General features: G+C 68.9%; 11 protein-coding genes. 10 read left to right on the forward strand and 1 reads right to left on the reverse strand.

Annotated elements, in window-relative coordinates; all coding sequences use genetic code 11:
• The first annotated feature begins 2 nt into the window (after positions 1-2).
• The 8 genes from ACIA5H_RS34750 (at position 3) to ACIA5H_RS34785 (ending at position 11,591) form a co-directional block, all read left to right on the forward strand.
• Positions 3-2,009, forward strand: a complete 2,007-nt coding sequence (locus ACIA5H_RS34750) for a type IV secretory system conjugative DNA transfer family protein (protein ID WP_397080226.1) — start codon at positions 3-5, stop codon at positions 2,007-2,009.
• Positions 2,006-2,566 carry a DUF4913 domain-containing protein gene (locus ACIA5H_RS34755; RefSeq protein WP_397080228.1) on the forward strand — a complete coding sequence of 187 codons (561 nt, stop codon included), beginning with the start codon at positions 2,006-2,008 and terminating at the stop codon, positions 2,564-2,566. The genes ACIA5H_RS34750 and ACIA5H_RS34755 overlap by 4 nt, the downstream gene beginning before the upstream one ends.
• Positions 2,529-4,187 carry a hypothetical protein gene (locus ACIA5H_RS34760; protein WP_397080230.1) on the forward strand — a complete coding sequence of 553 codons (1,659 nt, stop codon included), beginning with the start codon at positions 2,529-2,531 and terminating at the stop codon, positions 4,185-4,187. The genes ACIA5H_RS34755 and ACIA5H_RS34760 overlap by 38 nt, the downstream gene beginning before the upstream one ends.
• Positions 4,184-7,180: a hypothetical protein gene (locus ACIA5H_RS34765; RefSeq protein ID WP_397080232.1), complete on the forward strand. Its 2,997-nt coding sequence runs from the start codon at positions 4,184-4,186 to the stop codon at positions 7,178-7,180. The genes ACIA5H_RS34760 and ACIA5H_RS34765 overlap by 4 nt, the downstream gene beginning before the upstream one ends.
• A gap of 35 nt (positions 7,181-7,215) precedes the next feature.
• Positions 7,216-9,441, forward strand: a complete 2,226-nt coding sequence (locus tag ACIA5H_RS34770; protein ID WP_397080234.1) for an RRQRL motif-containing zinc-binding protein — start codon at positions 7,216-7,218, stop codon at positions 9,439-9,441.
• Positions 9,441-9,665: a hypothetical protein gene (locus ACIA5H_RS34775; RefSeq protein ID WP_397080236.1), complete on the forward strand. Its 225-nt coding sequence runs from the start codon at positions 9,441-9,443 to the stop codon at positions 9,663-9,665. The genes ACIA5H_RS34770 and ACIA5H_RS34775 overlap by 1 nt, the downstream gene beginning before the upstream one ends.
• A 25-nt stretch (positions 9,666-9,690) precedes the next feature.
• Positions 9,691-10,146: a hypothetical protein gene (locus ACIA5H_RS34780; protein WP_397080238.1), complete on the forward strand. Its 456-nt coding sequence runs from the start codon at positions 9,691-9,693 to the stop codon at positions 10,144-10,146.
• A gap of 776 nt (positions 10,147-10,922) precedes the next feature.
• The gene (locus tag ACIA5H_RS34785; protein ID WP_397080240.1) at positions 10,923-11,591 is read left to right on the forward strand and encodes a hypothetical protein; all 669 of its coding nucleotides are present in this window, start codon (positions 10,923-10,925) and stop codon (positions 11,589-11,591) included.
• A gap of 138 nt (positions 11,592-11,729) precedes the next feature.
• On the opposite strand, the gene ACIA5H_RS34790 is transcribed toward ACIA5H_RS34785, so the two are convergent.
• A complete protein-coding gene (locus tag ACIA5H_RS34790; RefSeq protein WP_397080242.1) occupies positions 11,730-11,981 on the reverse strand; it encodes a hypothetical protein in 252 nt (83 codons plus the stop codon).
• 81 nt (positions 11,982-12,062) lie between these two features.
• Between ACIA5H_RS34790 and ACIA5H_RS34795 the strand changes: the two genes are divergently transcribed.
• Both ACIA5H_RS34795 and ACIA5H_RS34800 read left to right on the forward strand, forming a co-directional pair.
• The gene (locus tag ACIA5H_RS34795; RefSeq protein ID WP_397080244.1) at positions 12,063-13,844 is read left to right on the forward strand and encodes a hypothetical protein; all 1,782 of its coding nucleotides are present in this window, start codon (positions 12,063-12,065) and stop codon (positions 13,842-13,844) included.
• Between the two features lie 370 nt (positions 13,845-14,214).
• Positions 14,215-15,000, forward strand: a 786-nt coding sequence (locus tag ACIA5H_RS34800) for a pentapeptide repeat-containing protein (RefSeq protein WP_397080246.1), incomplete at its 3' end; no start/stop codon positions are given.

Consider the following 15,000-nt stretch of genomic DNA (forward strand, 5'->3'; position numbering starts at 1 on the left):
CAGTGGATCGCCGCATCAAGGACCCGGCACAACGCGCGGGCGCCGCAGGGGAGTGGAAGGAACTCATCGCGGTCTCCGCGATCGGCACCACGTCGTTGGGGGCGTCGCTGTCGCTGCGGATGGCGCCGTTCTTCGGCGGCCCCGAGCAGGACGTTCCGTGGAATCCGCTGTCGCTGGCCGCGCACATGACGGTGATGGGCGATGTGGTGTGGTCGGGTGCGGCGACCGCGTCGGCGTGCTGCCTTGTCGGCGGATCGTTTGCGGCGCTGGGCTTCACGGCGGTGTGCACCCGCTTGGTGCGCACGAAGAGCTGGCAGCGCATCGGCAGCGGCAGTGGCCGGCGGCCGAAGCTTGAGCGGCTGCCGATCGATGACCGCGCCCGCTTCATGGGCCGCGGTGCCGCGTTGGCCCCGTTGATGGCTCGCGCCGCCTCGGATGCCGCCAAGCGGCTGAAGGTGGCCTTCCCCAACGCGGAAGCTGCTGCCAAGCAGCGGATCCCGTCCCGGCCTGGGGTGTCGATCGGTGTGTCGATCGAGGGTCGGCAGTGGCTGTTCGGGTCGTTCGAAGACCTCCACGTCGACATCTGGGGACCCCGTCAGGGCAAGTCCACCAGCCGCGTGATTCCGGCGGTGCTGGAGGCAGCGGGCACGGTGATCACGACCAGCAACAAGAACGACGTGGTCACCGCGACGCGCAAGATGCGCGAGGAGATCGGCGACTGTTTCGTGTTCGACCCCCAGCGCATCAACGGTGCGACAGAGCCGTTCAGCTGGGACCCGCTGTCGTATGTGATCCCGCCCGAGCAGCGCCCGGACCTGCCGAAACCGTCTGCCGGACTGCATGTCGTCGAGGACGGCCCGGTGTTCGTCGATGAGCCCCAGGGCATCGGTGACCGCGACGCGGAGCCGCAGCTGGTGTGGGGTGCCGAGGAGCGCGCCGCGCGGCTGGCGGGTCATTTCGCCGACGGCGACGACGGCCAGGACGCCAAGCGCGATGCGTTCTTCGACCCGGCGGGTGAGGATCTGCTGGCGCAGCTGCTGCTGGCGGCGGCGCTGTCGGATCGCCCGATCTCGCAGGTGTGGGAGTGGCTGACCGCCGAGACCAACACCGAACCCGCCCGGATCCTCGACCTCGCGGGCCACCACATGGCCGCCAAGGGTCTGTTCGCGATGTACAACGAAGACCCCAAGCAGCGCTCGGGTGTGTTCGGCACCGCACGGAAGATGGCGCGGATCATCAAGTCCCCGGACTTGCGGCCGTGGATCGAGCACGGCGAGGGTCGGCGGCGCTTCGATCACCGCTCATTCGCGTGGTCGGACTCCAACACGCTCTATCTGCTGAGTATGGAGGGCGCCGGGTCGGCGGGACCGATTCTCAACGCCCTGACCGCCGCGGTGCTGGAGGCGTCCGTGCAGCGCGGTGTCGCCCACGGTGGCCGGTTGCCGACGCCGGTGACCGCGGTGCTGGACGAGGCCGCCAACGTGGTGCGCTGGCGGGATCTGCCGAAGCTCTACAGCCACTACGGATCACGCGGAATCGTCGTGCTGACGGTGTTGCAGTCCTGGGCTCAGGGCGAGCGCTGCTGGGGCCCCGGCGGCATGAAGGCGCTGTGGGGCGCGGCGAACGTGCGCGTGCTCGGCTCTGGTCTGGACGACGTGCCGTTCCTGCGGGAGCGCGCCGAAGCGGTCGGTTCCCACCACGAGCTGACCGGCTCGGTGTCGACCTCCAGTTCTGGTCGCAGTGTGTCGCGCAGCCTCACCGAGCGCCAGACCCTCACCGTCTCCGACATTCAGGCGCTGCCGCGCGGCCGGATGGTCGTGTTCGGCAGCGGTTTCCCCGCCACCTTGTGCGCGACGGTCCCGTTCTGGGATCGCCCCTACGGCGCTCGGGTGAAGGCCGACATCAAGGCCGCTGCCGCTGAGACCGCGAAGGCTGCGGCAGCGCTGTTTCCCGTCCAGCTGCCGCCGGTGCTCGGCGGCGACGAGCAGCGAGAGGAGGGAGCGGCGTGAGCCAGTTCCCCGACGACGGCGAGGACCTGTTCAAGGCGCAGGTCCTGGCGAAGGTCGACGAGATGGAAGCCGCCGACCCCGCCCCGACCGGGCAGGGCGGTCAGGGCGGGGAGGAGCCGCCGCAGCCGTGCTTCCCCAACTACATCGAGTGGGTCACTCATTGGCTGGCCCCCACGTACGCGCGGCACGTGGATGACGACGTCACCTCCAACGCGTGGTGCCCCTGGTACCTCAAGCACCCGGAGGCGACCTCGACGTTCGAGGCGATGTGGCGGGCGTGGGAGCACTACCGCCTCGACGGCAAGACCGGCATCTCGGTGTGGTGGCGCGATCACTGCCACCCGCACATGACCCGGCTCATGGACCCCGCCGGGCCTTTCAAGTTCTGCTCCGTCAAAGGCCACTTCATCAACGGCCAACTCAAGCCGCTGCCGCTGGCGTCGCCCGGCGCGGTCCTGTCGTCCCCGGCCTTCACCGAGGCCGGGGCTGTCTCCACCACAACAACCGGGAGGACAACCCATGTCGGACGCCTTTTCGCCCGCCTCACAGGCCGCTGACGCCATGTCGTCGCTGCGGAGTCGGGCTGAGCTGATCGACGCCATCCACGACCTGTCGCGGCGAACCCGCCACGCGATCGACGACGCTGCGCTCGGGTTGGGCGAGCAGATCCTCGCCGCGGTGCGGGCCGGTCAGGTGCTGCACGCCGATGAGGCCGCTCGCGCCGAGGTCGTGGTCACCGAGCTGCTCGACGGCGCGGATTCGGCGTATGCCTGGGAGCGGGTCGCCGATGCCGAGCTGTACGAGGCGTGGATGAGCGCGCAAGCCGAGAACCCCGCCGCCGATCCCGGCGCGTGGGTCGAGGCCTTCGCCCCCACCACGGATTTCCCCGACGCGATCTGGCTGCGGCCGGTTCAGGCCAGTGGTCACGACTTCTCGCTGACCCGAGAGGCGTTGCGCGCCACGGTCGCTGAGCTGGTCGAGCACGTCGGCACCGACCCCGATCAGGCCGACGGTGGTGCGGCGCGGTGGGAAAGCCAGCTGCGGGAGATGGCCGACGCGGTCGTGTCCACGATCCGCACCAGTGACGTCGTCACCGCCGGTGAGGCGGCGCGGCTGGATCGGCTGGTCGCGGCGGCGGTGAACTTCGAGGACGTGCGGGGTCTGGCGGGGGAGGACACCTGGCAGCTGGCCACCGACCCGGACGCCTACCAGACGTGGCTGACCTCGCGGGCGACGCGGATCGTGGGGCATTTGACCAGCGACCGCAGCGGCTGGACCAACGAGCGAGGTGAGTTCGTCGACGCCGCCGGGCTGCGCCCGTTCCGTCCCGACAGCCTGCACCCGGGCGACTACGAGCTGCTGGACCGCACCGGGGTGGAGCAGGCCTTCGCCCAACTGTGCAGTGCGGCTGACCCGTTCATGGAGCAGACGCTGCTCACCCGGCCGCGTGATCTGCTCGACCGCGGGGAGCTGCGGTTCGTGGAAGCGGCGGAGGCGATCCTGGTCACCGCCCGCGCCACCGACGTACTGACCGTCTCGGAGGCCGGCCGCGCCGAGCGGGTGGTCGCCAGCCTGGCCTCGGGCGAGTACGACGCCGCTCTCGTGCGCGACAACCGCGCCTGGCAGGTGGTCACCGACCCGAACGCCTACCGGGAGTGGGTGAGCACCCGCAACCGCACCGTCGAGGCCGCGGCAGCCCGGGAGGGCGACGTCGAGGCGGTCGAGCGGGACGTGATGGCCGAGCAGATCACCGCGCTGCGCGGCGAAGCGATCACCCACACTGGATCGGCGGCCGACCGGCCCGCTGCGGAGCGGGACTCGCGGCAGCAGGCGGAGGTGGCGATCGCGGCCGGGTGGATCATCGAGAACCCCGCTCTGGCGCCGCAGTTGCTGGCGGGTGAGGACCGCGACGAGTTGGTCACCGCGATCGTCGAAACCGCGCACATGCAGCTGCGGGAGTGGCAGAGCCTGCGCCAGGACTACACCGACCTCCGTCAGGAACTCGTGCAGTTGCGCGCCACGGTCGGCCGGGCCGCTTTCCAGCCGCCCAGCCACGGTGTAGCGCTGGAGTTCCCGGTGCCGGTGAACACCCAGGCCGTGGAGCCCTCGCAGCCGTGGTGGCGCCCGTGGACGCAGGCGCTCGGCGGCGGGCGAAGCGATCGCGGGGCGTCCCGGTGAGCAAGCCGGACCCGAAGACGACGGCCGCGGCTGCGCGGCCGTCGTTCGATCGCATCACCGCAGCCCTGGACGCTCACGCCGTCGCGAACGGCCGCAAGCCTGGTTCCGCATCGTCGTACGGGGAGTGGACCAAGTACCGGTGCCCGTCGCATGACGACCACAACCCCAGCCTCGGGCTGATCTATGACCCGGACAAGCGCAAGACCGTCGTGCGGTGCTTCACCGGCGAGTGCACCGACGAGGAAGTCCTGCACGCCGTCGGCCTGGGTGTGCGGGACTTGTTCGACGCCCCGCGCCGCGGCTTCAGCCACCGCTCCCCCAAGCCGGGGCAGGCTCGCCAGGCCGGTGAGTCCCGCCAGACCGGGCAGCGGGAGAACCGGCAGCAGGGGCAGGGCCGCGAGGGCGGCAATGTTATCCCGTTCCAGTCGCGTCGTGACCGGCTGGGGAAGGTGACCGGCCCGCGCCGCCAAGCCGCGATCTACAGCTACACCGATGAGCGGGGCAACCCGCTGGGTGAGGTTGTGCGGATCCATATCCCGCATGAGAACGGCATCGAGAAGCAGTTCCGGCAGCGCAAATGCGACGCCGGGGGCCGCTGGTCCGGCGGCGGGTTCGCGCCGGTGCTCTACCAGCTGCCCGAGGTGCGCCACGCCGTCGCCGACGGCGAAACCATCTGGCTGGTCGAGGGCGAGAAAGACGCCGACCGCGCCCGCGCCGCGGGCCTGGTCGCGACCTGCAACGCGATGGGAGCCGGGAGCTTCCGCCGCGAGCACGCCCACCAGCTGCGCGGCGCCGCGCGGGTGGTGATCGTGGCCGACAAGGACACCGCCGGGTACCGGCACGCCGCCCAGGTCGCGCAGATGCTGACCGGCCGCGTGCAGGAGCTGCTCGTCGTAGAGGCCGCGACCGGCAAGGACCTCTCCGAGCACATCGACGCCGGGCATGGCGTGGAGCTGGACGAGTTCGTCCGCGTCGATGCCTCGGTCCTGGCGGGCGCGCTCAACGCACCGCCCGCCGGCCACCTCCACCACGCCCAACCACAGCGTGCCGAGCCGCAACGCCAGCACGCCACCGCACCCGACCCAAGCCCCCCTTCGGAACTTCCCGAGCCGGGCCCCGACTACGAGCACGAGCCGCCGCCGGATCCGGCCGACGACGACATCACCCCTGAGGAGGAAACCCCTGTGAGCGAACACCACGCCGCAGACATCGACCACGCCGCCCGCGAAATGGCCTCATTCACGCGGATGCTGCTGAGCATGATGACCCAGTGGGCGCAGGCCACCGCTGCCCGCCGGATGCGCGAGATGGAGGTGGCGGCACGTCAGGCAGCCGCCGACGCGGAGCTGGCCGCGCAGCGGTTCGAAGCCGAACGCAAGGCGATGCACGCCTCCCTCGATGGCGCCGGATCAGGCAACTGGTGGAAGACCGCCAGCGCCGACGACGTCGTCGAAGCCTGGTATGAGGCCGTCTCTTGGAGCGTGGACGACGCGAAAGCCGAACAGGTCCGCCAGAGCCTGGCGGCCGGGCTGCGCGACCGCTGGAACGTCGACGTCGACGAACTGTCGCGCGGCGGCGACGCGGACGCGGTCGAGCGGATGGTGCACAACGCCTACTCCGACCGTGCGTCGATGAATCGGGCCAGGCTGGCGCAGAAGTACGCGATCAACGCCACCGCCGAAATCCCCACTCTCAACCCCGATCAGCGCCAGGGCTTGTACGCCGCGATCGAGGAGTACACGCAGGCGGCGGCGAAATCGCTGGGCATGCGGCGCAGCTCGACCCCACCCGCGCCGGGTGTGGAGTCCACGCAGGAGGCCGCTCGGGCGCGAGTGCGGTTCCTGCTCGCCGAGGCCGACCAGGCCGCCCAGGACAAGGTGCTGTTCGCGCTGGACTACCTGACCGCCGACCCGCGCGCGGGGATCGGGCAGGCCAACTGGGGTGCCGACGCCGACACCCGCGCGAAGATGGACGCCGCGCTGATGGAGTACCAGGCCCGTCTGGCGCGCGGCGCCGACACCAGCCAGGTCGTCTCCGAGCTGACCCGTCTGGTCGCTGATCTGCCCGAAGCCGACCGCGACACCGCCCGCGCTCGCGGCAAGGCGATCAAAGCCGCACCCGGGCACGAGTTCCCGCCGTTGTGGCCGGACGCGGTCGACAAGGACCAGCTGGGGCAGAAGATCACCGACTACGTGCGGGTGGCTCGTTCCCAGATCGAGGCCGACCAGAAGAAGGCCGCCAAGCTGCGGGCGGAGATCGAGGCCGCAGCCAAGGCCAAGGGCTCCGGGTTGGCCCCGATCGAACGCGACGCGATCAAGCTCGCGTTGGCCGACGCTGACGCGCCCGGTACCGGCCCGGAGGCGAAAACCGTGTGGGCGGACAAGGAATCCGAATACCGGATCCGCCGCACCGAGGCCCGCGAACAAGCGCAGCGTCGCGCCGAGGAGACCCGCGCGGCGGTCGTGGCGGCGCTCGCCGCGGCCGGGCACCAGGTCGAGGACGGTCAGGCCAAGGCCTACGAGCCGGTGTGGAGCGCGGTCAACCGGTTGACGCGTGACACCACCGACGCGTTCGTCAACGGCGACGCTCAACCCGACGCGCTGGCCGCCCACCGGCGTGCGCTGTCGGATGCACTCGACCAGGCCGGGGTCACCGACCGCGATGCGCGTCAGCAGATCACCGCGGTCACCCGCCGGTTGGAGACCGAGTCGATCACCGCGGCCGCGACCGTGCGGCGGCAGAAGACCGATCAGGCCAAGACGCGGGCGACTGTCCCGGGGTGGGACAGCCAGTCGCGCCGCGAGCAGCTGGTGGATGAGCTGACCGCGCTCGGTGTCGACCGCGAATCCGCCACCGCGCTGCTGCTGGCCGACCTCGCCCAAGCCCGCCCCGGCGGCGCGGCCACCGCCCCCGGTGAGGCGCCCAAAGCGCGGCGCACCAGCCAGGGCTCGGGTGTGGACCTCGGGCGCAAACGCGGCCAAGGACGGTCGTGAAGCCGCAGGGCTCGCGTCGTTGAACGAGGTGGGTTGTGACCAAGGGGGACATCACCACCAGCAGTAACGCTGATGACGCGGGCGTGCCGACCTATCCGTGGTTGGCCGCGCCCGCTCATCTGAAGACCCGCCGTCAGCTTCGGGCGGCGGGTCTTCGCCCCAACGGGCAAGACATCGCAGCATTCATGGTCCGCAAGCGCCGACGCGGCCGCAAACCGCTGGTAGCGCACCTGTTCGACCTGGCCAAGGCCGCGCCCAAGCGCACCGCCAGCTCCGCGCAACTGGACGCGATCCGCAAAGCCACTGCCGAACACCAAGCCCGAGCCGCAGAACGGCACGGCATCAGCCGCGGCGAGCTGCACCGAGAAGTAGATCCCGGCCCGTCCTGGGCCAACCCAACCCGTATCAAGGGAGGAAAAATCATGTCCGACAACACTGCTCGGCAGCAGCCCGTACCGGTGTCCGCCGATGAGCCACCGCGGTTGGGTGTGCCCGCCGGCCACAGCCAGACGATGGCGTACCTGCTGGCGTCGGTGGCGCTGCACCGAGCCGAGGAGCAGGCCTACGAGCTCGACCAGGCCGCAGCCGACGCCGCGATGGGTCACACCGACGCCCAGACCGATATCGACAGTGCGCGGGTGATGGCGGAAGCCCAGCTCACCCGGTTCAGCTGGGAATCCGGCCGCGAATCGACCATGCAGGCTCTGGCCGCCGCGATCGTGTGGCGCTACGACCCGCAGCTGGCGGAGGTGGCCACACGCCGCATGGACGAGCTGATCAGCCACTACGCAGGCACTTACGGCGTGGTCATCGACGCCGACGAGAACGACGTCAGCATCGACCCGGACTTCGATGCGCAGTGGTGGCAGCGGTTCACCGAGGCCAGCGTCGTCTACGACCGCCAAGCCGCCGCCGTGGACGTCCTGTCGGCACGGGCACTGGACGGGCGGGTGATGGAGGCGGTGATGGCCTGGCACGGCCAGCCACCCACCCCGGCCAGCGCCGAGATGTATTTGGCCACAGAGAAGTCCCGCCGCGCGCAGCTTTCGACCGCTCTCGCCGACGCCGGAGCCTCGAACACGGTGCGGTCCGGGGTGGAATTCGTCGTCGACTACCTGCGTGGTGATGTCAGCGGCACCGATCTGACGGACACACCGGTCCTGGTCAACCCCGCGCACGAGGTGCGTGGCCGGGTCGGTGAGCTGCTGGAGCGGTTCGCTGAGCGCGGAGACAGCTTCGCCACGGCCATGGCCCGCGAGGTCGACGTGATGACCATCGACGACCAGCTGCGGGTGCGGGAAATCGGCATCGCGATCCGCGACGGCCGCGACGACGCGGAGATGGAGCCGTGGCCGGACTGGATCGACCGCGACGAGCTGGCCGACCGCATCCGCGATTTCGCCCGCGACGCCCGCGATGTCACCGCCTACGCCAACGACGCCACCACCGACGGCGGGCTGCGGCTGGATGACGACGTTGCGGAGATGATCGCCGGCATGGGCCGCGACCGCGCCGTCATCGGCGCACTGCTCACCAAGGCGGGATTGCACCCGGCGGAGAAGGCCGCGCTCACCGCACTGGTCGCCGACATCGACCTCGGCCGCGTCGACGACCGCAATCTGCCCGAACTGCTGCTGCTCGACGAACGCAGCAAACGCCGCGTCGACCTGCGCCGCCACGGCCACACCGCCCACCAGATCGCCGCCCGCACCGGCGATACGGTCAAGCAGCTCATCGGCGCGGGCGTGGACATGTCCCCGCGCACCGAACCCGGGTGGGCGCTGGAGACGGTGCGCAACGACATCGACGCTCTGGCCCGCGGCGGGCTCACCCCGGCCCAGCTCACCGAAGCACGCCAGAGCTTCGACACGAACATGGACGGCTTCGGCCGGGCCTTGCGCGGCGCCGGAGTCGATACGCCGACCCGGGTGAAGATCCGCGCCGCCGTCGACCAAGGCGTGCACGCGGCCGGGAAGCACGGCAAGACCCGTGCTGGGCGTGAACAGCACTGGCGCGACCGGCTGTACTCGGCCACCGCCGCCGTTCAACGTCACCACGGCCCTGATACCCAGCCACTGCCGTCGACCTCACGGCCGCGAATCGACCGCGAACAGGCCACCGCGATGCGGCTGGCCGCCCTCGCCCAAGCCCACCCGTGCGGAACATCCACCGAACCAGCGCAGGCAGCGAACACTCGCCGCACCGCCCACGGCGCGGGCATGGAGCTGGCCCGCAAGCGCGAGCGGGAAGGACGAGCGTAATGCGCCGCCAGCTGCTCCCGTTGAGTCTCGTCACCGCCGTAACCGCGCTGGTCCTCACCGGTGCCCCCGCTGCCGGGGACCCGCCCAGCTCCGACTTCAACCGGTGGCCGGTCGGCACACCCTGCGCGATCGACCCCGGCCCGCTGGGGCAGATCGTCGACGCCGGCCGCGGGCACCACATCTGCGAGCAACGCATCCCCGGCACCAACTCCTACTACGAGTAACCCACCACACCCATAGGACAACCTGATGACCACAACCACCACCACCGTGCTCCCGGACTGGGAGCAGATGCTGGACCTCGGCATCCACGCCGCCGAGATCCACGGACCCACCACCGAACCCCTGGAAGCGACGATCACCACGCTGCACAGCGGGTTTCGGCGCCCGCAGGTGTTCGACGTCGCGTTCATGCGGCAATGGCTCGACATCGACGCCCGCACCGCCTGCACCACGCTGCGGATCGCACTGCGGTTCGCCCGCATCCCGGACACCCGGGACGAGGCCCTGCGGCTGCTCGGGCCAGGATGCCGCGACCGCGGCGGAGACCATTTCGTGAAGATCGCCAACGCCACCCGCGAGATCGGCCGCACCGCTCTGTGGGAGGCCGCGACCTGCTGCGACTGCGGGCACCCACTGCTGCGCTACGTCAGCCTGCCCTCGGGTCAGGACGTGCGCTGGTCGTTCTTCCCCGACCTGCTGTAGCCGCCAGACCAAGTACGCCAAGAGGCCCCGCCGTGCGGGGCCTCTTGTTGTTTTTCAGCAAGACGTTGGCTGCATCAGCGCAGGTAGATGGGTGTGCGGACGCGGCCAACGCGCCGGGCAGTACTACCGGTTGCCCGGGAACCAGCACCGGCCGGCCGGGCTCGTGTGCAGGGCGGCATGACCCGAGTATCAACCTCCTCGTCGACAGGCACCAGGCCTCTCCCTTTTTGTTCGAAACCGGACATTTCCCAGTTCAGGGCCGGTTTCCTCCTTGACAAGGATGGTCGGAGTGGCAGGGTTTGGGGTGAGGTCGGGGTCTGAAGCGTTGGAGTTCGGGCACTGGCCGGGGCATCGCAGGCTCGGCCCAGGACGCCAGGACCGGGCCTGCGGTGTCGTGTGCGAGATCCCGTGACACGCGTGAATCGTGGTAGCGGATATCCGGGCGGGTGCGGCCGTAGTGTCGGCGGCTGTCACGAGGCAATCCATTCCCTGCGGTCATCGTGACAGCGCTCGGAGGGGCGTAGACACCGGGTCCCGTTCACTCACTCCTTTGCGGGGTGGGGTCCCAGGGTGTCTCCCTCCGGGCGTCTCCCCGGCGTGGTCCACGTTCTGCACGCGGCGATGGGCAGGCCCGCCCCGAAACCTCACCCACCGGGGGCGGGCCGTCACGGATGGGTCCCTGAACAGAAAGGAACCCCGGTGATGTGCCTGACCACCGAGGTGGCCGGTAGGGATCGTTCCGGGGTTTTGCGTCTACCAGTATAACCTCGGCGACCGTGACGACGACTCCCGCCCGATGGTCGGCCGCGGATCTGCGGCGATTCTTGTCTGCTGGCCGGTTCGACCGCTACGCGCAGGTCGCTGGATCCGACGCGGCGGGAGAGCGGCTGTATGAGTGGAATCAGCTGGTCGCCGGGGCCTGGCACGAGACGCTGGGATCGTTCGAGATCGTGCTGCGCAACGCCCTCGACGCCCAGCTGGTCACCTACCACCAGCGTGTCCACAACGGCAACGGTGACTGGTACACCGACCCCAGGATGCCATGGGGAACCAACACTCGACTGGCACAGTCGATCCGCAAGGCACGCGGCCGGGCCACCCTGAACAACACCATCCCCGAGGTACACGGGAAAGTCGTCGCCGAACTGACCTTCGGATTCTGGCGCTACACGCTGGCCAACACCTACCAGAGCACGCTGTGGGCCCAGGCATACCGCCGCGCCTTCCCGCGTCTGCGTCCGCAGCGCCGAACCTCGGTCTACGACCCGATCACCAGACTGCACGAACTGCGCAACAGGGTCGCCCACCACGAACCCATCCACACCCTCGACCACGACGCCCTCCTCACCGAGCTGACCGAAGTCCTCACCTGGAACGACCCCGCCGCAGCAGCCTGGGTCGGCACCACATCACGCATACCCGCCGTGCTCAAAACCCGTCCCTGACACCAGTAACCAACAGTCGTCGGGTTCCTGGTCCCTCCGACTACCTTCACCTCGCCGTTTCGGCCCTGGACAGCAAAACGCCCCCTCGCCATCCGCCAGCGGCGGTTCGGCGAGGAGGCGTTTTCGCTGTTGCGGGTACTACTTCTGCGTGTAGACCTGCACTGCCTGCGGACCTTCCGGAAAGACCGGGATGTCGACCCGCGGCATGAACAACGCGACGACGACGAACCCGAGAATCGTCATCGGCCACTTCAGCTTCTTCACCAGCCGACGAGCGCTGAGCGTGAACTTGCCGCGATAGCTGATGTTCACCGCGACGTCGACATTGTTAACGTCCCGCTTGCGGCGATTGATATCTGAACGAGACTTCCTGGGCGTAGTCTTGCCCACGTGGCACACCTTCCTGGTTGCTAGCTAGCTTGTGTGTTGCCGTAGTGGCGTTCTCCCGGTCCAGGGGAGGCGCCACTTTTTTTGGCCGACGGATTTCGGCCTGTACGTGAACATTACGCACAAAAGGGACCTCGTACAGCTACGCTTGCAGGCTCGGAACTGTTGGTTGAACGAACGCCACGGTGGGGTTGTCAAGTAGTGCATTGGCACAGTGAATTGGCTTCACTTTGGCCGCTGGACCGCGATGAGGGGGGCGCCGATCTGATGGCCGATTCCGGTGTCCGTGCCTCGGACAAGGTGCGCGTACACAACACCCGCAGCCGGGTCCTGGATGCGGCTCAGGGCCTCGTCGATGAAGCGGCCGACAACGGCAAGTTCCTCGAAGCCCCCACCCGAACGGTTCTCGCCGAACGTGCCGGTCTGCACCCCCAGACCGTGCGCAAGCACTTCGAAGACTGGAGTGCGGTCTGCGCCGCCCTGTGCGAGCGATACCGGCGCCGAGGGCTGAATCCACCGGAGAACGTGCGTGCGTGGGCGCAGCCCTATTTCGACAAGGAGGCCACCGGCCAAGCGGTGCCCGTGGCCTCCGGACTCGACGAGCTCCGCGACCGGTACGCCGCCGCCAGCACCGGCAACGACGACACCGCGTTGGCACAAGCAGCGAAAGCACTGGTAGACAAGCTGTCCGGCAAATCCACGGGCGTCGCCGCCCACGCTGGTGAAATCATCGAGTGCGCCAGAACGGTCCGCAGCCGCGTCAGCGCGGCCAGCGCGAAGCCAGCCCTGGAAGCGGCCCTCGCTCTCAGCGACGCCGCGGTGGAAGCGCATCGTCACCTTGCCTGGGGCCCCGGCGGCAGCGGCAACTCCGCCTCCGACCAGACCCGACTGTTGCTGAAGGCCGGCGACCACGGCCGTGCCGGTGATGCCGCTGCCCGCGCCCGCCAGATGGTCGACCAAGCACTGAATGAGCCCCAGCAGCTGCAGGCGATCGTCCAGATCAAACGCTGGGACAAGGAGATCAGCAACAGGCTCGGGCTGCGCGTACGAGCCGTTCTCGCACAATTCCACATCGACCGAGCCGAAGCCCTGATACTGCGGCGGCCCGAGGACGAAATCGCCTCACTCGCCCGGGCGGTCACCGACCTGCGGGCAATTCACCGCGGGGAACGACCCGAGCAGCCCGAACCCGCCGACGTGGCCATGCTCGTCGCGCGATTCGCTGGTGTCTGTCTTGCCTACCCCGAGCTGCTTCAGAACGGCGAGCTGGACTTGGCCCGCGTGGAGCTGCTGCGGCTGTTCAAGCGAAACACCCACGAATCGCGACAACTGCACCGTGACGCCCAGTCGCTGTTCAACCTCATCGATGAGAAACCCGTCGATGCCATCGAACTGCTGCGCGCCCTCCGGTTCCGGGGGCCGGGCGATTTCCTGATCGCCCGTCACCTCGCCGCCCAAGCCGAAATGAGCAACGAACACATCGAATACCGCTTCGGCCGAAAGCTCGGAGCACCCGACGGCGTGCGAATCATGCTGCTGACACGTGCGGAGTCCTGCTACCGGCGGGTGGTAGCGACATCCCGAATCAGCGGCTGCGCCGGTGCGCTCGCCGGTATCGCGGAAGCCGAGATGGAGATCGCCGCCCGCAAAATCGACCAGCTACGCCACGCCGGCGCGCACATTCCACCGACACCCACCAACGACCAGACAATCGAGCACCTACTGCGCAGCATCGACGACCTCGTCCACCGCGCGGTCATGGGAGACGCGCTCGACCCGCGCCAAGTCGCCCGACTCGTCAACGCCCTCGACCCCATCCGCACCTTCCTGATGGGCAGCGAAGTCCATAGACTCTCGGTGTCGTAAAACGATCGATTTCTGGACGCTGCCGACTCGGCACGCCGAAGCTCCGGAGGTTCAGTGCATGCCGGTGTGTGTCGATCAGAATCGAACGATGTTCGGGTGGGTGAGCGCCGTCGGCGCGAAGGCGCGCTCGGTGGCAACGGCAGTCCGGGCGCCGATCAGTAAGGGCAATAGGAAGATCAGTCGGCGCGCAGGACGAATCGGGTTGTTCCCTGCGGTCGGGTTCGCACTCGCGGCCGGGCTTCTCGTCGCCTACTCCGCCTACCGAGTGGTGCACCGGATCACGCCGATCGGCGATGCCAAGGCCGCACCTATCGATATCACCAAGGTCGCGTTGACCATTGTCGCCGGAGTCGGCGGTGTCGTAGCCCTGGTGATCGCCTACCGGCGTCAGCGCGATGTCGAGCAGGGCCGGTTCGTGGAACGCTTCGGCGCTGCGGCCGCGCAACTCGGTGCGACCGATGTCGCGGTCCGCATCGCCGGGGTGTACGCGATGGCCGGTGTCGCCAACGAAACCGACAGCCTGCGCCGTCAGCAGTGCATCGACGTACTGTGCGGCTACCTGCGCCTGCCCTACGATGCCGAACATGGCAGCAGCGGCCGCACCAAACTTGTCGTCACAACACCGCGTGTCACCGACGAAGGTCAGCCCAACGGTGATCTTGCCGAACATATCGAGTACCGACAGAACGACAAGGAAGTTCGCCAGACGATTATCCGCGTGATCGCCGACCACCTCCGCCCCGAAGCCGAATACCGCTGGTCGACAAGCAACTTCGACTTCCGCGCCGCCCACCTCGAAGATGTCGACCTCCGCCGCGCCACCTTCACCGGCACTACTCATTTCAGCGGCGCCACCTTCACCGGCACTACTCATTTCAGCGGCGCCACGTTCAGCGGCGACGCCTGGTTCGACAAGGCCACCTTCACCGGCAACGCCTCGTTCGACACGGCCTCCTTCAGCGGCAACGCCTGGTTCGACATGGGCACTTTCGGCGGCGGCACCTCGTTCCGCAAGGCCACCTTCAGCGGCAAAGCCTCGTTCGACACGGCCACCTTCACCGGCAACGCCTGGTTCGACATGGGCACTTTCGGCGGCGGCACCTCGTTCCGCAAGGCCACCTTCAGCGGCAAAGCCTCGTTCGACACGGCCACCTTC

It is taken from the genome of Nocardia sp. NPDC051900 (genome assembly GCF_044452545.1).
GTDB lineage: Bacteria > Actinomycetota > Actinomycetes > Mycobacteriales > Mycobacteriaceae > Nocardia > Nocardia sichangensis.

Coding starts and splice junctions, on each gene's coding strand:
- ACIA5H_RS34760 (WP_397080230.1), top strand. CDS start 2,529: ATGTCGGACGCCTTTTCGCCCGCCTCACAGGCCGCTGACGCCATGTCG.
- ACIA5H_RS34775 (WP_397080236.1), top strand. CDS start 9,441: ATGCGCCGCCAGCTGCTCCCGTTGAGTCTCGTCACCGCCGTAACCGCG.
- ACIA5H_RS34780 (WP_397080238.1), top strand. CDS start 9,691: ATGACCACAACCACCACCACCGTGCTCCCGGACTGGGAGCAGATGCTG.